Source organism: Streptomyces sp. NPDC110618 (genome assembly GCF_055657065.1).
Map to the genome: position 1 here is coordinate 148,898 of NZ_JBVKBN010000011.1, position 17,047 is coordinate 165,944.

Here is a 17,047-nt window from a genome sequence, read left to right on the forward strand (position 1 = left end):
TTATCCGCAGATCAGCGCACCCGCCCTCGTCGGGACGCATCAGTGCCAACTGACGGGTACGTGCAAATTATTTGGGATGGCCCGGAATCGGAACACACGGGCACCCCGGCTCGTTGTCATTACGTGAGCACGACACAGACACCACCTGTTCTCGCCGCAGAGCTGGCACAGGCGTGGGCCGACATTCAGCGGCACCACCCCGAGCTGCCCGATCTTGCCGCGCCAGAGTCCCTGATCGGGGAGTCGTCGTCCGCGTGCGGGCACGAGCTCTCCTTCGAGCGCCTCCTCCACGAGGCGGTGCACGGCATCGCCGCCGCCCGCGGAGTGCGCGACACCTCCCGGGCCGGCCGCTACCACAACCGCAGATTCCTCGCGATCGCCGAGGAGCTGGGCCTGGACCACCCCGACGAGCCGCATCCCAGCAGCGGGTTCTCGCTGGTGACGCTCAACGCCGAGGCCAAGCGCCGCTACCGGCCGACGATCGAGCGCCTCCAGCGGGCCCTGAAGGCGCACACGGCGGCCACCTCGGCGGACACCGCCCGCACCTTCCGCGGTCCCGCGGCCCGGCACGGCTCGTCCGGCGGCGGCGTACGCGTCAAGGCGGTCTGCGACTGCGGCCGCAATGTCCGCGTCGTCCCCTCGGTCCTGGCCCAGGCCCCGATCGTGTGCGGCGGCTGCGGCAAGCCGTTCCGGATCCCGGAGGTCGCGGGCGCCGCGTAACCCGTCGTACCGGCAACTCGTGGCTGCCGGTGCGGTGGGCGACGCCGGGGTGTCGTGAGCGCGGCACCCCGACGCGCTGTGCCGCGCACCCGTCGTCGGTCACCTCCACGCCGGGTGCCGCTCAGCCATGCCCGCCGCACCCCTCGGTCCGAGGCCGTGCCCGGGGTGTGGCACAATGGCTAGCTGTACTCGACAGCCGCACAGGACCCCTCTCTCCTCCGGCTGACGCGTCCATCGGGCACTCGGGTACCGCAACCCCACGCGGCTCTCTCGCCGTGCCCAACCACGTCAAATCCAGGAGATTCCACTCCCGTGGCAGTCAAGATCAAGCTGAAGCGTCTGGGCAAGATCCGTTCGCCTCACTACCGCATCGTCGTCGCCGACTCCCGTACCCGTCGTGACGGTCGTGCGATCGAGGAGATCGGCAAGTACCACCCGACCTACAACCCGTCGGTCATCGAGGTGGACGCCGAGCGCGTGGCGTACTGGCTGGGTGTCGGCGCGCAGCCGACCGAGCCCGTCCTCGCCATTCTGAAGAAGACCGGTGACTGGCAGAAGTTCAAGGGCGAGCCCGCCCCGGCTCCGCTGCTCGTCGCCGAGCCGAAGAAGGCGCGCCCGTCGTTCGAGTCCCTCGGGGGCGACGACGAGGGCAAGGGTGAGGCCATCACCCAGAAGAAGAAGGCTGAGAAGAAGGACGAGGCGGCCGCCGAGTCCGAGTCGACCGAGGCCTGAGCAGCATGCTCGAAGAGGCGCTTGAGCACCTCGTGAAGGGCATCGTCGACAACCCTGACGATGTGCAGGTGGCCTCGCGCAACCTGCGCCGCGGACGCGTGCTGGAGGTCCGGGTCCACCCCGACGACCTCGGCAAGGTGATCGGCCGCAACGGCCGTACCGCCCGCGCTCTGCGCACCGTCGTGGGCGCCATCGGCGGCCGCGGTGTCCGTGTCGACCTCGTCGACGTGGACCACGTCCGCTGACGCCGAACGCAACACCGGCTCGGGCCGGGGAGGGCCACTGTGCCGTCCCCGGCCCGCAGTCGTACGTCCGACAGGAGATCTTCGAAAAGTGCAGCTCGTAGTCGCCCGGATCGGCCGCGCCCACGGCATCAAGGGCGAGGTCACCGTCGAGGTACGCACCGACGAGCCGGAACTCAGGCTCGGCCCCGGCGCCGTACTGGCCACCGACCCCGCGTCGGTGGGTCCCCTTACCATCGAGAGCGGCCGGGTGCACAGCGGCAGGCTGCTGCTGCGCTTCGAGGGCGTGCGCGACCGCACCGCCGCCGAGGCACTGCGCAACACTCTCCTCATCGCCGACGTCGACCCCGACGAACTGCCCGAGGAGGAGGACGAGTACTACGACCACCAGCTGATGGACCTCGACGTGGTCACCAAGGACGGCACGGAGGTCGGCCGGATCACCGAGATCTCGCACCTGCCCTCGCAGGACCTGTTCATCGTGGAGCGGCCCGACGGCAGCGAGGTGATGATCCCGTTCGTGCAGGAGATCGTCACCGAGATCGACCTCGCCGAGCAGAAGGCCGTCATCGACCCGCCGCCCGGACTGATCGACGACCGGGCCGAGGTCGCCTCCACGCGGGATGCCGAGGCCTCGTCCGCGCCGGAGACCGCGTCCGTGCCGGAGGCCGAGTCCGCGCCTGAGTCCGGGGACGAGTCCTGATGCGCCTCGACGTCGTCACGATCTTCCCCGAGTACCTCGAACCGCTGAATGTCTCCCTGGTGGGCAAGGCACGCGCGCGTGGCCGGATCGACGTCCAGGTGCACGACCTGCGGGACTGGACCTACGACCGGCACAACACCGTCGACGACACGCCCTACGGCGGCGGGCCCGGCATGGTCATGAAGACCGAGCCCTGGGGCGACGCGCTGGACTCCGTCCTCGCCGACGGCTACGAGACGGGCTCCCACGAACCCGCGCTGATCGTCCCGACGCCGAGCGGACGCTGCTTCACCCAGGAACTCGCCGTGGAGCTCTCCGAGCGCCCCTGGCTGATCTTCACCCCGGCCCGCTACGAGGGCATCGACCGGCGGGTCATCGACGAGTACGCCACCCGGATGCCGGTCTACGAGGTCTCCATCGGCGACTACGTCCTGGCCGGCGGCGAGGCGGCCGTCCTGGTCATCACGGAGGCCGTGGCCCGGCTGCTGCCCGGCGTCCTCGGCAACGCCGAGTCCCACCGCGACGACTCCTTCGCGCCCGGCGCCATGGCCAACCTGCTGGAGGGGCCCGTCTACACCAAGCCGCCCGAGTGGCGCGGTAGGGGCATCCCCGAGGTGCTGCTCAGCGGGCACCACGGCAAGATCGCCCGCTGGCGGCGCGACGAGGCGCTGCGGCGCACCACCGCCCACCGCCCCGACCTGATCGAGCACTGCGACCCGAAGGCCTTCGACAAGAAGGACCGCGAGATGCTCTCCATCCTGGGCTGGGCACCCGATCCCGAGGGCGAACCGTACGGCCGATTTTGGCGTCGGCTCGACCCCGTGGAAGAATAGGTCGCTGTTGTGCGCTGTCCGGCGTGCGCCCCTGCCACAGGGGGACACGACGCCCGCCCCGACACGCACGGCATCCTCTGGAAACCTCCTCCCGCCTATGACCTGTGGCATGGGCGAAGAAAGCAGACGAAATGTCTCACCTGCTCGACTCCGTCGACGCCGCGTCGCTGCGCAGCGACATCCCGGCCTTCCGTCCGGGCGACACCGTCAACGTCCACGTCCGCGTCATCGAGGGCAACCGCTCCCGTGTGCAGCAGTTCAAGGGCGTGGTGATCCGTCGCCAGGGCGCCGGTGTCCGCGAGACCTTCACGGTCCGCAAGGTCTCCTTCTCGGTCGGCGTCGAGCGCACCTTCCCGGTGCACACCCCGATCGTCGAGAAGATCGAGCTCGTCACCAAGGGTGACGTGCGCCGCGCCAAGCTCTACTACCTCCGTGAGCTGCGCGGCAAGGCCGCGAAGATCAAGGAGAAGCGCGAGAGCTGAGCGTTTTCGGTACGTCACGCCGGGGCCGGATAGCATCTGGCCCCGATGGACACCGAAGCACAGCACACGGAGCGCGACCGCTCCTCCGACCCTTCCGCAACCGAGCACGCCTCGGCACCGCGGGGGCCGGAGGGACGGTCGCGTTTCGCGTTGGTGGGTCGGGTCGCGGCCTGGCTGCCCGGCGGGCGGATCACCCTCACCCTGCTGCTGTGCCTGCTCTTCCTGCTGCTCCTGAGCCAATTCGTGGTCCAGCCGTTCCAGATCCCGAGCGGATCAATGGAGCGTGGATTGAGGATCGGGGACCGCGTTCTCGTAAATAAGTTGGCGTACCGTTTCGGTGCCCAGCCCCGGCGCGGAGATGTCGTCGTCTTCGACGGAACGGGGTATTTCGGGGACGGGGACTACATCAAACGCGTTGTCGGTACGGGGGGAGACCATGTGGTCTGCTGTGACACAGAGGGGAGGATTCAGGTGAACGGCCGGTCGGTGGACGAGTCGGCGTTCCTGTACCCCGGGGACGTACCGTCCAGCGTGTCCTTCGACGTCGTCGTACCCGACGGCACCCTCTTCGTCCTCGGCGACCACCGCGGCGCCTCCAGCGACTCGCGCGACCACCTGGGCTCCCCGGGCGGCGGCATGATCCCCGTCGACGACGTCATCGGCCGCGCCGACTGGATCGCGTGGCCCACCGACCACTGGACGCGCCTGGAGCGCCCGGACGCCTACGCGCGCGTGCCCGAGCCGGACGGTGCGCATGGGTAACCGCGGAAAGCCGCGCGGGGTCGCCGCCAGCCCCGCCGAGAACCTCCTGCCCACCGGCTCCCGGCGCGCCTCCGCGCCGGGCGCGGGCCGTACCCGCGCGGAGCGCCGCAAGCTCCAGCGCAAGGTCAAGCGCCGCCGCAGGCGCAGCGCGGTCAAGGAGATCCCGCTCCTGGTCGGTGTCGCGGTGCTCATCGCGCTGGTCCTGAAGACCTTCCTCGTCCAGGCGTTCGTCATCCCGTCCGGCTCGATGGAGCAGACGATCCAGATCGGCGACCGGGTGCTGGTCGACAAACTCACCCCGTGGTTCGGTTCCAAGCCGCAGCGCGGGGACGTGGTGGTCTTCAAGGACCCGGGCGGCTGGCTGCAGGACGAGCAGACCACGCCCAAGAAGGAGGACCCGGTCGTCATCAAGCAGATCAAGCAAGGTCTCACCTTCATCGGTCTGCTGCCCTCCGAGGACGAGAAGGACCTCATCAAGCGGGTCGTCGGGGTCGGCGGCGACCGCGTCAGATGCTGCGACGCCCAGGGCCGGGTCACCGTCAACGGCGTCCCTCTCCAGGAGGACTACCTCTTCCCCGGCAACGCCCCCTCGCAGACCCAGTTCGACATCACGGTGCCCGAGGGGCGCCTGTGGGTGATGGGCGACCACCGGGCCGACTCCGCCGACTCCCGCGCCCACCAGGACCAGAACGGCGGCACCGTCTCCGAGGACGAGGTGGTGGGCCGCGCCATGGTCATCGCCTGGCCCTTCGGCCGCTGGGGCACCCTGGACGAACCGAAAACCTATGCATCCGTCACCGACTCGGTGCCCGGGTCGACCGCGGCTCCCGAGCTGTCGCATAGGGTTGCCCAGGACGATTCGATCGGAACCGTCCGACTCCCGAGCCCTGCGGAACTCCCGCTCGTTATGGGAGTGGTGGGCCTGCGTCGACTCTGGGGCAGGCAGCGGCACAGAGTAAGGAGTTGGCGTGGGGGATGTGGCGGTAGGCGCACGATCCGGGCAGGACGGCGAGGACCACGGACGCCCCGTGGAAGCGGCCGCCCCTGGCGCGGACGGCGCCGGGTCCTCCGGGAGTGAATCCGGCCGGACCGACGAGGGCACGGCGGAGCAGAACCGCACGGACGGGCAGGGGCCGGGCGACTCGACCCCCACGGCGAAGAAGCAGCGCTCCTTCTGGAAGGAGCTGCCCATCCTGATCGGTATCGCGCTGGTGCTGGCGCTGCTGATCAAGACGTTCCTGGTGCAGGCGTTCTCCATCCCGTCCGACTCGATGCAGAACACCCTCCAGCAGGGCGACCGGGTGCTGGTCGACAAGCTCACCCCCTGGTTCGGCTCCGAGCCCGAGCGCGGCGAGGTCGTCGTCTTCCACGACCCGGACAACTGGCTGGCCGGCGAGCCCACGCCGGACCCCAACGCCCTGCAGACCTTCCTCAGCTGGATCGGCCTGATGCCGTCCTCCGAGGAGAAGGACCTGATCAAGCGGGTCATCGGGGTCGGCGGTGACACGGTCGAGTGCAAGGGCACCGGTCCGCTGAAGGTCAACGGCAAGGCGCTGAACGAGGCGTCGTACATCTACCCCGGCAACACGCCGTGCAGCAATGACGACCAGGGCGGCCAGTTCAAGGTGAAGGTCCCCGAGGGCTTCATCTGGGTCATGGGCGACCACCGGCAGAACTCCCGGGACTCCCGCTACAACCAGCAGGACGCCCACAAGGGCATGGTCCCGGTCGATGAGGTCGTCGGGCGCGCCGTCGTCGTCGCCTGGCCGATCAACCGCTGGGACACCCTGCCGGTGCCGGACACCTTCGACCAGAACCTCAGCGCGCAGGCGGCGGTCGCCGCGCCCTCCGGCCTCGCCCTCGTCGGTGCGGTGCCGTTCGTGCTGTGGCGTCGGCAGCGGTCCCGTCAGGGCGCGGAGTGATCCCGGCCAAGGGCTGACCCGGGGGCCTACCCCCGGGTAGGGTGCGGACCCATGAGCGGTCAGAGCACCACACGTACGGCCCCGCCGAGCGGCGGGGGCAACGGCCCGGCGGGCAGCAAGGCAGGACAGCGACTGTCCGGCGTCGCGGTCGCGCTGGGCCTGCTGCTGTTCCTGGGCGGCTTCGCCTGGGCGGCGGTGGTCTACCGGCCGTACACCGTGCCCACCAGCTCCATGACGCCGACCATCGACGCCGGTCAGCGGGTGCTGGCCGAGCGGATCGACGGGGCGGACGTGCGCCGCGGGGACGTCGTGGTCTTCAAGGACCCGAACTGGGCGAACTCGCCCGTGGTCAAGCGGGTGGTGGCCGTGGGCGGGGACACCGTCGCCTGCTGCACGGACGGCAAGCTCACGGTCAACGGCAAGAAGATCGACGAACCGTATCTGCCCGAGGGCAGCCTCGCCGAGATCACCGACTTCCCCACGGTGGACGTGCCCAAGGGGCGGCTGTTCCTGCTCGGTGACGAGCGGCAGGGCTCGCTGGACTCCACCGCGCATCTGACGGACGCCGCGGGCGGCACGGTGTCGCAGAACACGGTCACCGGCCGGGTGGACGCCGTCGTCTGGCCGATGGACGGCATGCTGGAGCGCCCCACCGGGTTCGAGAAGCTGGGCGCGCTCTCCTCGCCGGGCCCGCTGCGCACGATGGTCACGCTGATCGTGGTGGGCGCGGTGCTGGTGCTCGGCGGTGGCGCCTACGGCCCGGTGGCGAAGGTACTGGGCCGCCGCTCCCGCGCCAGGACGGAGTCCGCGGGTGTCCGCTGAAAACCTGGACACGGGCGGGGTGCGCAAGGTCGCCCGGGTCGTCCTGCTGGACCCCGAGGACCGGATCCTGCTGCTGCACGGGCACGAGCCGGAGGACGTGACCGACGACTGGTGGTTCACCCCGGGCGGCGGGGTCGAGGGCGACGAGACTCGTGAAGAGGCCGCTCTGCGGGAACTCGCCGAGGAGACCGGCATCACCGAGGTCGACCTCGGCCCGGTGCTCTGGCGGCGCACGTGCTCCTTCCCGTTCGCCGGGCGGCGCTGGGACCAGGACGAGTGGTACTACCTGGCGCGTACGACGCAGACGGAGATCGCGGCCGCCGGGCTGACCGAGCTGGAGCGGCGCAGTGTCGCCGGAGCGCGCTGGTGGACGTGCCAGGAACTGACCCGGGCACATGAGACGGTGTATCCGACCAGACTCGCCGAGCTGCTGCGCAGGCTGCTCGCGGAAGGTCCCCCGGCCGGGCCCGTGACCCTGGACACCGAAATCGTCTAGGGGCTCGCGGGACTGGCGCACAATGGTGGGATCGCACGCCTGAAGGGGAACATGCCATGAGCGCCGAGGACCTCGAAAAGTACGAGACCGAGATGGAGCTCAAGCTCTACCGGGAGTACCGCGATGTCGTCGGCCTGTTCAAATACGTGATCGAGACCGAGCGGCGCTTCTACCTGACCAACGACTACGAGATGCAGGTGCACTCGGTCCAGGGCGAGGTGTTCTTCGAGGTGTCCATGGCGGATGCCTGGGTCTGGGACATGTACCGGCCGGCCCGCTTCGTGAAGCAGGTGCGCGTACTCACGTTCAAGGACGTGAACATCGAGGAGCTGAACAAGAGCGATCTGGAGCTTCCGAGCGGGTGAGCCGGTCTCGGGTCCCGATTGGGTGTCCTGGGTTCCCGAGCGGGCTCCCTGGGTTTTCGAGTGGGCGTCCTGGATTCCCGAGTGGGTGACGGAGTTATCCACAAGCAGTGAGCGATCCACCAAGATCCTTTTCTTGGCGGAGAGTGCGTGATCGTCGGTGCCGGAGGTGGTGCCGACATGAACGCACGCAGTGCACTCGGCAAGTACGGAGAGGGGCTGGCCGCCCGCCGGCTGGCCGAGGCCGGGATGACGGTCCTGGAGCGCAACTGGCGCTGCGGCCGGACCGGCGAGATCGACATCGTGGCCCGGGACGGGACCGCGCTGGTCGTCTGCGAGGTCAAGACCCGCAGGGGCGACCGGTTCGAGCACCCGATGGCCGCGGTGACCCCGGAGAAGGCGCGACGCCTGCGCGACCTGGCCGAACGCTGGATCCAGACGCACGGCGGAGCCCCGCCCGGCGATGTGCGCATCGACGTCGTAGGCGTCCTGCTCCCCGAGCGCGGCGCGCCCCTCGTCGAGCATGTGCGGGGGGTGGCGTGATGGGTTTCGCCCGTACATGCTCGGTCGCCCTGGTCGGTGTGGAGGGCGTGGTCGTCGAGGTCCAGGCCGACCTGGAACCCGGCGTCGCGGCCTTCACCCTGGTGGGGCTGCCGGACAAGAGCCTCACGGAGAGCCGGGACCGGGTCCGGGCCGCCGTGGTGAACTCGGGTGCCGAGTGGCCGCAGCGCAAGCTGACCGTGGGGCTCAGCCCGGCCTCGGTGCCCAAGGCCGGCAGCGGCTTCGACCTCGCCGTCGCCTGTGCGGTGCTGGGCGCGGCGGAGCGGATCGATCCGCGGGTGCTCGCCGACATCGTGATGATCGGGGAGCTGGGCCTGGACGGCCGGGTGCGGCCCGTCCGCGGCATCCTCCCGGCCGTCCTCGCCGCGGCGAGCGCCGGGTACGAGCAGGTCGTCGTGCCGGAGTGCGCCGCCCCCGAGGCGTCCCTCGTGCCGGGGGTCTCCGTGCTGGGCGTGCGCAGCCTGCGCCAGCTGATCGCCGTACTGGCCGACGAACCCGTCCCCGACGAGACACCCGAGGAGCCGGGCCGCCCCGATCCGCTGCTGGCCGGACTGCGGGTGCCCGGAACCGGCGCGGCCGCGGCGATGCACAGCACCGGAGCGGCCCAGCAGGACGGCGGACACGACCTCGCCGATGTCGTGGGCCAGCACTCGGCCCGCACGGCCGTGGAGGTCGCCGCGGCGGGCGGCCACCACCTGTTCCTGGAGGGCCCGCCCGGTGCCGGGAAGACCATGCTCGCCGAGCGGCTGCCCGCTATCCTGCCCCGGCTGGTCAGGGAGGAGTCCCTGGAGGTCACCGCGGTGCACTCGGTGGCGGGACTGCTCCCGCCGGGCAAGCCCCTGATCGACCTCCCGCCCTACTGTGCCCCGCACCACTCGGCGACCATGCAGTCCCTGGTCGGCGGCGGACCCGGCGTCGCCCGCCCCGGTGCCGTCTCGCTCTCCCATCGGGGCGTGTTGTTCCTGGACGAGACCCCCGAGTTCAGCAGCCATGCCCTGGACGCGCTCCGGCAGCCCTTGGAGTCCGGGCACGTGGTGATCGCGCGCAGCGTGGGCGTCGTCCGGTTCCCGGCGAAGTTCCTGATGGTGCTCGCGGCCAACCCCTGCCCCTGCGGCCGATTCTCCCGCACCGACGACATGTGCGAGTGCCCGCCCGCCGCGATCCGCCGTTACCAGGCCAAGCTCTCCGGGCCGCTGCTCGACCGGGTCGACCTGCGGGTCGAGGTCGACCGGGTCACCCGCGCCGAACTGACCGAACGCGGCGCCCGCGGCGAGTCCACGGCGACCGTGGCCGCCCGGGTGCTGCGGGCCAGGGAACGCGCCGCCGCCCGCCTGGCCGACACACCGTGGCGGACCAACAGCGAGATCCCGGGCCGGGAGCTGCGCAGCCGTTGGTACGCCGCGCCCGGTGCGATGGACGAGGCCGAGCGCCACCTGGAGCGGGGCGTGCTGACCGCCCGCGGACTCGACCGGGTACTGCGGGTCGCCTGGACGGTCGCGGACCTCCTCGGCCACGACCGCCCCGACGCGACGGACGTCGCCCTGGCGCTCCAACTGCGCACCGGGGTGCCCCGCGGGGTGCCCATGGCGATCGGGGCGTTGACGTGAGGCGGAGTGGTGAGGTGCGGGGCCGGGTCGTTCCGCTCCGGGTGGCTGAGGGCGCCGTGGAGCGGGGCCTGGACTTCCCTGGGCGGATTGCCGAGGGCGCCGTGGAGCGGGGCGGGCTGACCGGCTGCGGGTTCGGTCAGCCCGGTGCGGCGGGCGGTGCGTTGGCTCGGCTGCGGTATTCCGGGGTGCTCCCTGCGGCATCCACGGCGATCGGGGCCTTGACGTGAGCCCCGGCGGTGAGCTGCACGAGCGGGTCTTTCTCGCGCGGGTGCTCGAACCCGGGGACGAGGTGGCCGGGCGGTGGCTGCGGGAGGCCGGGGTGCGGGAGGTCGTCGGGCGGCTGCGGGGGAAGGGGCGCCGGTTCGAGGGGATCAGCGAGCGGCGCTGGGCCGGGCTGCTGGCCCGGGCGGAGAAGGCCGATCCGGAGCGGGACCTGGCGGACGCCCGCGAGGCGGGGGTGCGGTTCGTGTGCCCGGGGGACGGGGAGTGGCCCCGGCAGCTGGACGACCTGGGGGACGCCCGGCCGCTGGGGCTGTGGGTGCGCGGAAGCCCGAACCTGCGGATGTGGGCCCTCAGGTCCGTCGGGGTCGTGGGAGCGCGGGCCTGCACGGAGTACGGGGCGCACACGGCGACCACGGTCGCGGCGGGGCTCGCCGAGCGGGGCTGGGTGGTGGTGTCCGGGGGTGCCTACGGCATCGACGGCGCCGCCCACCGCGGCGCCCTCGCCGCCGGCGGGGCCACCGTCGCCGTGCTGGCCTGCGGGGTCGACCGGCCCTACCCGCGCGGGCACACCCAGCTGATCACCCGAATCGCGGAACAGGGGCTGGTCATCGGGGAGTTGCCGCCCGGTGACCACCCCACCCCCAGCAGATTCATCGTCCGCAACCGGGTGATCGCCGCCCTGACCAGGGGGACCGTCGTGGTCGAGGCCGCGCACCGCAGCGGCTCGCTGGCCACGGCACGGGCGGCACAGCGGCTGGGGCGGCACACGATAGGTGTACCGGGGCCGGTGACCAGCGGGCTGTCCGCCGGGGTGCACGAGCTGCTGCGCGGGGACGCCGTGCTGGTCAGCGACGCCGCCGACGTCGTAGAACTCGTCGGGGACATGGGGGAGCTGGCGCCCGACCGGCGCGGGCCCGTCCTGCCCCGGGACCTGCTGGCCGCGGACACCCGCCGGGTGCTGAACGCACTGCCTGCACAGGGCGCGGCCCGGCCCGACGAGATCGCCCGCGGCGCGCAGACCACCCGCGACGACGCCATCGCCCGGCTGTACGAACTCCGAGCACTTGGTTACGTCGAACGACACGGCGACGGCTGGAAGTTGACACGCCAGGCGGTGATGCCGGTCCGTGACGATCGAGGCCGATGCTGACCGAGCGTGTTCGGCCGTCCGGGGGAACCGCGATGCCCTTGGGAATTCCCGGAGTTGATACCCGGGGCCGATCACGCAGAGCGATCGGGATGCCTCGGGGGGACGTCCAGCGGAACGTATCTGCGCACGCCCCGAGCCCTGTACTTCGCACACTGCAACACTCCAGTCACGCTACGCTCACGGGGATTCCGGTGCAGACCGGCACCACGGCACCAGACGCGTACCAGACCGACAGCTCACCCAGGCACCCGCACTTCACGGCAGAACGGCACAAGGCGACGAATGCCCCAGCACACCTCCGGGTCCGACCGGGCGGCGATCCCCCCAGCCGCCCGCGACGGTGGCAGCGTGCGGCCGCCCGCTCCCTCGACGCTCGACGAGTTGTGGCGGTCGTACAAGGCGACGGGGGACGAGCGACTGCGCGAGCAGCTGATCCTGCACTACTCGCCGCTCGTGAAATACGTGGCGGGACGGGTGAGCGTCGGCCTGCCGCCCAATGTGGAGCAGGCCGACTTCGTCTCCTCGGGAGTCTTCGGGCTGATCGACGCCATCGAGAAGTTCGACATCGACCGGGAGATCAAGTTCGAGACGTACGCGATCACCCGGATCCGCGGCGCGATGATCGACGAACTGCGCGCCCTGGACTGGATCCCGCGCTCGGTGCGGACCAAGGCCCGGAACGTGGAGCGGGCGTACGCGACGCTGGAGGCACGCCTCAGGCGCACCCCGACCGAGGTGGAGGTCGCCGCCGAGATGGGGATCGCGGTGGACGAACTCCACTCGGTCTTCAGCCAGTTGTCGCTGGCCAACGTGGTGGCGCTGGAGGAGCTGCTCCATGTGGGCGGCGAGAGCGGCGACGGACTCAGCGTCATGGACACGCTGGAGGACACCGCCGCGGACAACCCCGTCGAGGTGGCCGAGGACCGGGAGCTGCGCCGCTTCCTCGCCCGGGCGATCAACACCCTCCCCGAGCGCGAGAAGACCGTCGTCACGCTCTACTACTACGAAGGACTCACCCTCGCCGAGATCGGCAACGTGCTGGGCGTGACCGAGAGCCGGGTCAGCCAGATCCACACCAAGTCGGTCCTGCAGCTCCGGGCGAAGCTGGCCAGTTTCGGCCGTTGACCGGGCGGCGGACCTTGGGGAGCTACTCCCGTACCGCGCGGTGCGTCCGTACAGTGGACGACGTGCCAAGGATTCGAGCGGCCTCCGTGGCCGAGCACAGGTCGATGCAGCGAGCCGCCCTGCTGGACGCGGCTCGCTCCCTGCTTTCCGAGGGCGGTACGGAGGCGCTGACGTTCCCGGCGCTGGCCGAGCGGACGGGCCTCGCGCGGTCGTCCGTGTACGAGTACTTCCGGTCACGGGCCGCCGTGGTCGAGGAGCTGTGCGCGGTCGACTTCCCGGTCTGGGCGGCCGAGGTCGAGGCGGCGATGGCCGCCGCGGACGGGGCCGAGGCCACGATCGAGGCGTATGTGCGCACCCAGCTCGCGCTGGTCGGTGACCGGCGGCACCGGGCCGTGGTCGCCATCTCCGCGAGCGAGCTGGACGCCGGCGCCCGGGAGAAGATCCGCGCCGCGCACGGCGGGCTCGTCACGATGATCGCCGAAGCCCTGCGGGAGATGGGCCACGCCGAGCCCCGGCTGGCGGCGATGCTGCTCCAGGGCGTCGTGGACGCGGCGGTGCGCCGGATCGAGCTGGGCGCGGCGGAGGAGCCGGAGGCCATCACGGAGGCGGCGGTCTCCATGGCACTGCGGGGAGTGCGGGGCTGAGCCCCGCTCGGTACCGAGCCCCTACGACACGAGCCCCGCTCGGGGCCAAGCCCCTACGGCAGCGGCACCCCAAGGACGGGCAGCAGCCTCGACGGGCCCCTGTACAGCAAGGTCAGCGGGTTCAGGTAGGTCTCTCCGCGTCGTAGGCCCCAGTGAAGACAGGACACCGCGCAGTGCGGCGGCCCGGTGCCGACCGTGCCGATCACCTCACCGGCCCTGACCTCCGCCCCCTTCTCCACCCGCGGATCCATCGGCGTGTACGTCGTCCGCAGTGGTGGGCTCCCCGTCCCCGGGTGCTCCACGGAGACCACGCCCCGCCCCGCCACCCGCCCCGCGAAGAAGACCCGGCCCGCCCGCACCGCCCGTACCGGCGTGCCCACCAGTGCCGCGAGATCCACCCCCCGGTGGCCCCGGGCGTACGGCGTCGGCGGGGGCTCCCAGCCGCGCAGCACCGTGGCCCCGGGCACCGGCCAGGGCGCGGCGGACACCGCCGCCGCGGGGGACAGAGGAGGTTCGGCACGGGGGCAGAACAGGGCCACTACGGCCAGTACCAGCAGCACCGCGCATCGTTTCGCTCGCATCCGCCCAGGCTCCCCGCGCCCCGCCGATCTTGGCGCGATCTGTGGACGACCGGCGGCTTGTGGACAGCGGCGTCACCCGGGACCTTCCCGGTCCCGTACACTTCTCATGGCGATCCGGGTCACCGGGTCGACTTCGCACGCCCCGACTCAGGTCGACAAAACGACCCGGGTCAGCGCTCCTCGGTCCTTCGTGGCACGGCGCATTCGGGGCGTCAGGCGCGGGAGCCGTCCGGCACCCGCGGCACAACCGAGAAATTCAAGGAGATACGGCCATGGCCGTCGTCACGATGCGGGAGCTGCTGGAGAGCGGCGTCCACTTCGGTCACCAGACCCGTCGTTGGAACCCGAAGATGAAGCGCTTCATCTTCACCGAGCGCAACGGCATCTACATCATCGACCTGCTCCAGTCGCTGTCGTACATCGACCGCGCCTACGAGTTCGTCAAGGAGACCGTCGCCCACGGCGGCACGGTCATGTTCGTCGGCACGAAGAAGCAGGCGCAGGAGGCCATCGCCGAGCAGGCCACCCGCGTCGGCATGCCCTACGTCAACCAGCGCTGGCTGGGCGGCATGCTCACCAACTTCTCGACCGTCTACAAGCGTCTGCAGCGCCTGAAGGAGCTTGAGCAGATCGACTTCGAGGACGTCGCGGCCTCCGGTCTGACCAAGAAGGAGCTCCTGGTCCTCTCCCGCGAGAAGGCCAAGCTGGAGAAGACCCTCGGCGGTATCCGCGAGATGCAGAAGGTGCCCAGCGCCGTCTGGATCGTGGACACCAAGAAGGAGCACATCGCCGTTGGTGAGGCCCGGAAGCTGAACATCCCGGTCGTCGCGATCCTCGACACCAACTGCGACCCCGACGAGGTCGACTACAAGATCCCGGGCAACGACGACGCGATCCGCTCCGTCACCCTGCTCACCCGTGTGATCGCTGACGCCGTCGCCGAGGGCCTCATCGCCCGTTCCGGCGTCGCCACCGGCGAGAAGGGCGAGAAGGCCGCGGGCGAGCCGCTCGCCGAGTGGGAGCGCGACCTGCTGGAGGGCGAGAAGAAGGCCGACGAGGCCCCCGCCGCCGAGCAGGCCCCTGCCGCCGAGGCGCCGGCCGCCGAGGCCCCCGCGGCCGAGGCTCCGGCCACCGACGCCTGATCAGTCAGCGTTGACGGCGGGGGCGGCGACATCCTGAACGCCCCCGCCGTTCACCCGTAGGTCCGAGATCCGCATCTACGTGTGGGGCTCGGACCGGGTAGATCTCCCGACTTCGAGAAAGACTCAACGACTCATGGCGAACTACACCGCCGCCGACGTCAAGAAGCTCCGTGAGCTCACCGGCGCCGGCATGATGGACTGCAAGAAGGCGCTGGACGAGGCCGACGGCAACGTTGACAAGGCCGTCGAGGCGCTGCGCATCAAGGGCCAGAAGGGCGTCGCCAAGCGCGAGGGCCGCTCCGCCGAGAACGGCGCCGTGGTCTCCCTCATCGCCGACGACAACACCTCCGGTGTCCTGGTCGAGCTGAAGTGCGAGACGGACTTCGTCGCCAAGGGCGAGAAGTTCCAGGCCGTCGCCGCCGCCATCGCCGAGCACGTCGCCAAGACCTCCCCGGCCGACATCGACGCCCTGCTCGCCTCCGAGATCGAGGCCGGCAAGACCGTCCAGGCGTTCGTGGACGAGGCCAACGCCAACCTCGGCGAGAAGATCGTCCTGGACCGCTTCGCGCAGTTCGCCGACGGTTTCGTCTACGCCTACATGCACCGCACCATGCCCGACCTGCCCCCACAGATCGGTGTCCTGGTCGAGCTGGACAAGGCCGACGCCGACCTGGCCAAGGGCGTTGCCCAGCACATTGCCGCGTTCGCGCCGAAGTACCTCTCCAAGGACGACGTCCCGGCCGAGGTCGTCGAGTCCGAGCGCCGCGTCGCCGAGGAGACCACCCGCGCCGAGGGCAAGCCCGAGGCCGCCCTGCCGAAGATCGTCGAGGGTCGCCTCAACGGCTTCTTCAAGGACGCCACGCTGCTGGGCCAGCCCTACGCCCTCGACAACAAGAAGTCGGTCGAGAAGGTCCTGCAGGAGGCCGGTGTCACCCTGAAGCGCTTCACGCGCATCAAGGTCGGCATCTGAGTCCGTACCGCGATCGACGCGCGACCCCGATAGGGTCGACAGCAGTCGTCCCGGTACGCCGTCACCGGCGTGACGGACGACAGCAGATCTGACGAGGAGGCCATTGCCGCGCATGGGATGCCAACACCCCACCGGCAATGGCCTTCTTCGTATGTGCAACACGTGAAAGAGGCGGGATCTCCATGACCACCAAGGCCCAGAAGAGCGACGACGGCAAAGTACACGGCCGGTTTCTGCTGAAGCTGTCCGGAGAGGCCTTCTCCGGCGGTGGGGGCCTGGGCGTGGACCCTGACGTGGTGCACAAGATCGCCCGCGAGATCGCGGCCGTCGTCCGGGACGGCGCGCAGATCGCGGTCGTCATCGGCGGCGGCAACTTCTTCCGCGGCGCCGAACTCCAGCAGCGCGGCATGGACCGCGCCCGCTCCGACTACATGGGCATGCTCGGCACCGTGATGAACTGCCTCGCCCTCCAGGACTTCCTGGAGAAGGAGGGCATCGACAGCCGGGTCCAGACCGCCATCACCATGGGCCAGGTCGCCGAGCCGTACATCCCGCTGCGCGCCGTGCGCCACCTGGAGAAGGGCCGTGTGGTCATCTTCGGCGCCGGTATGGGCATGCCGTACTTCTCCACCGACACGACCGCGGCCCAGCGCGCCCTGGAGATCGACGCCGAGGCGCTGCTGATGGGCAAGAACGGCGTGGACGGCGTCTACGACTCCGACCCCAAGGCCAACCCGGACGCGGTCAAGTTCGACTCCCTCGGCTACGGCGAGGTCATCACCCGGGACCTCAAGGTCGCCGACGCCACCGCCATCACGCTGTGCCGTGACAACAAGCTCCCGATCCTGGTGTTCGAGCTTCTGGCGGAGGGCAATATCGCCCGCGCCGTCAAGGGTGAGAAGATCGGCACGCTTGTGGGTGACCAGGGCAGCAGGGACTGACAGGCAACACCTTCGGACCCTGACCGGG

General features: G+C 70.7%; 21 protein-coding genes. 20 read left to right on the forward strand and 1 reads right to left on the reverse strand.

Going from position 1 to position 17,047, the window contains the following annotated elements:
- Positions 1-123: 123 nt before the first annotated feature.
- The 17 genes from ACZ7L7_RS20410 (at position 124) to ACZ7L7_RS20490 (ending at position 13,385) form a co-directional block, all read left to right on the forward strand.
- Positions 124-720, forward strand: a complete 597-nt coding sequence (locus ACZ7L7_RS20410; RefSeq protein WP_093722143.1) for a hypothetical protein — start codon at positions 124-126, stop codon at positions 718-720.
- A 312-nt stretch (positions 721-1,032) separates the two neighbouring features.
- Complete coding sequence (gene rpsP / locus ACZ7L7_RS20415; protein WP_093722142.1) at positions 1,033-1,452, forward strand: 30S ribosomal protein S16; 420 nt, start codon at positions 1,033-1,035, stop codon at positions 1,450-1,452.
- Positions 1,453-1,457: 5 nt separating this feature from the next.
- Positions 1,458-1,697: an RNA-binding protein gene (locus ACZ7L7_RS20420; protein WP_003973401.1), complete on the forward strand. Its 240-nt coding sequence runs from the start codon at positions 1,458-1,460 to the stop codon at positions 1,695-1,697.
- Between the two features lie 88 nt (positions 1,698-1,785).
- Positions 1,786-2,397 carry a ribosome maturation factor RimM gene (gene rimM / locus ACZ7L7_RS20425; RefSeq protein WP_471431361.1) on the forward strand — a complete coding sequence of 204 codons (612 nt, stop codon included), beginning with the start codon at positions 1,786-1,788 and terminating at the stop codon, positions 2,395-2,397.
- Positions 2,397-3,230 carry a tRNA (guanosine(37)-N1)-methyltransferase TrmD gene (gene trmD, locus ACZ7L7_RS20430; RefSeq protein WP_285513663.1) on the forward strand — a complete coding sequence of 278 codons (834 nt, stop codon included), beginning with the start codon at positions 2,397-2,399 and terminating at the stop codon, positions 3,228-3,230. The genes rimM and trmD overlap by 1 nt, the downstream gene beginning before the upstream one ends.
- A 131-nt stretch (positions 3,231-3,361) precedes the next feature.
- Positions 3,362-3,712: a 50S ribosomal protein L19 gene (gene rplS / locus ACZ7L7_RS20435; RefSeq protein ID WP_093722139.1), complete on the forward strand. Its 351-nt coding sequence runs from the start codon at positions 3,362-3,364 to the stop codon at positions 3,710-3,712.
- Positions 3,713-3,757: 45 nt separating this feature from the next.
- On the forward strand, positions 3,758-4,474 hold the full coding sequence (lepB, locus tag ACZ7L7_RS20440) for a signal peptidase I (RefSeq protein ID WP_285513664.1): 717 nt from the start codon (positions 3,758-3,760) through the stop codon (positions 4,472-4,474).
- A complete protein-coding gene (lepB, locus tag ACZ7L7_RS20445) occupies positions 4,467-5,552 on the forward strand; it encodes a signal peptidase I (protein WP_285513665.1) in 1,086 nt (361 codons plus the stop codon). The genes lepB (ACZ7L7_RS20440) and lepB (ACZ7L7_RS20445) overlap by 8 nt, the downstream gene beginning before the upstream one ends.
- Positions 5,443-6,396 (forward strand): signal peptidase I, encoded by a 954-nt coding sequence (gene lepB, locus ACZ7L7_RS20450; RefSeq protein ID WP_285513666.1) that lies wholly within the window; start codon positions 5,443-5,445, stop codon positions 6,394-6,396. The genes lepB (ACZ7L7_RS20445) and lepB (ACZ7L7_RS20450) overlap by 110 nt, the downstream gene beginning before the upstream one ends.
- A gap of 51 nt (positions 6,397-6,447) precedes the next feature.
- Positions 6,448-7,218: a signal peptidase I gene (gene lepB / locus ACZ7L7_RS20455; RefSeq protein WP_453604403.1), complete on the forward strand. Its 771-nt coding sequence runs from the start codon at positions 6,448-6,450 to the stop codon at positions 7,216-7,218.
- The gene (locus ACZ7L7_RS20460; RefSeq protein WP_453604401.1) at positions 7,208-7,714 is read left to right on the forward strand and encodes an NUDIX hydrolase; all 507 of its coding nucleotides are present in this window, start codon (positions 7,208-7,210) and stop codon (positions 7,712-7,714) included. Before lepB (ACZ7L7_RS20455) ends, ACZ7L7_RS20460 begins: the two co-directional genes overlap by 11 nt.
- Before the next feature lie 56 nt (positions 7,715-7,770).
- On the forward strand, positions 7,771-8,079 hold the full coding sequence (locus tag ACZ7L7_RS20465) for a DUF2469 domain-containing protein (protein ID WP_003993268.1): 309 nt from the start codon (positions 7,771-7,773) through the stop codon (positions 8,077-8,079).
- Positions 8,080-8,256: 177 nt separating this feature from the next.
- Positions 8,257-8,619 (forward strand): YraN family protein, encoded by a 363-nt coding sequence (locus ACZ7L7_RS20470; RefSeq protein ID WP_285513668.1) that lies wholly within the window; start codon positions 8,257-8,259, stop codon positions 8,617-8,619.
- Positions 8,619-10,244: a YifB family Mg chelatase-like AAA ATPase gene (locus ACZ7L7_RS20475; RefSeq protein WP_471592918.1), complete on the forward strand. Its 1,626-nt coding sequence runs from the start codon at positions 8,619-8,621 to the stop codon at positions 10,242-10,244. The genes ACZ7L7_RS20470 and ACZ7L7_RS20475 overlap by 1 nt, the downstream gene beginning before the upstream one ends.
- Before the next feature lie 223 nt (positions 10,245-10,467).
- A complete protein-coding gene (gene dprA / locus ACZ7L7_RS20480; protein ID WP_285513670.1) occupies positions 10,468-11,616 on the forward strand; it encodes a DNA-processing protein DprA in 1,149 nt (382 codons plus the stop codon).
- 282 nt (positions 11,617-11,898) lie between these two features.
- On the forward strand, positions 11,899-12,741 hold the full coding sequence (gene whiG / locus ACZ7L7_RS20485; protein WP_093719089.1) for an RNA polymerase sigma factor WhiG: 843 nt from the start codon (positions 11,899-11,901) through the stop codon (positions 12,739-12,741).
- Between the two features lie 86 nt (positions 12,742-12,827).
- Complete coding sequence (locus ACZ7L7_RS20490) at positions 12,828-13,385, forward strand: TetR/AcrR family transcriptional regulator (protein ID WP_285513749.1); 558 nt, start codon at positions 12,828-12,830, stop codon at positions 13,383-13,385.
- Between the two features lie 53 nt (positions 13,386-13,438).
- Here ACZ7L7_RS20490 and ACZ7L7_RS20495 read toward each other — a convergent pair whose 3' ends face one another.
- Complete coding sequence (locus ACZ7L7_RS20495; protein WP_285513671.1) at positions 13,439-13,966, reverse strand: M23 family metallopeptidase; 528 nt, start codon at positions 13,964-13,966, stop codon at positions 13,439-13,441.
- Positions 13,967-14,238: 272 nt separating this feature from the next.
- Between ACZ7L7_RS20495 and rpsB the strand changes: the two genes are divergently transcribed.
- The 3 genes from rpsB (at position 14,239) to pyrH (ending at position 17,019) form a co-directional block, all read left to right on the forward strand.
- Positions 14,239-15,108, forward strand: coding sequence for a 30S ribosomal protein S2 (rpsB, locus tag ACZ7L7_RS20500; protein WP_093719086.1), 870 nt, complete (start codon positions 14,239-14,241; stop codon positions 15,106-15,108).
- 133 nt (positions 15,109-15,241) lie between these two features.
- Entirely contained in the window at positions 15,242-16,078 is an 837-nt protein-coding gene (gene tsf / locus ACZ7L7_RS20505; protein WP_285513672.1) for a translation elongation factor Ts, read from the forward strand.
- 182 nt (positions 16,079-16,260) lie between these two features.
- Positions 16,261-17,019, forward strand: a complete 759-nt coding sequence (gene pyrH / locus ACZ7L7_RS20510; RefSeq protein WP_093719084.1) for a UMP kinase — start codon at positions 16,261-16,263, stop codon at positions 17,017-17,019.
- Positions 17,020-17,047 lie beyond the last annotated feature (28 nt).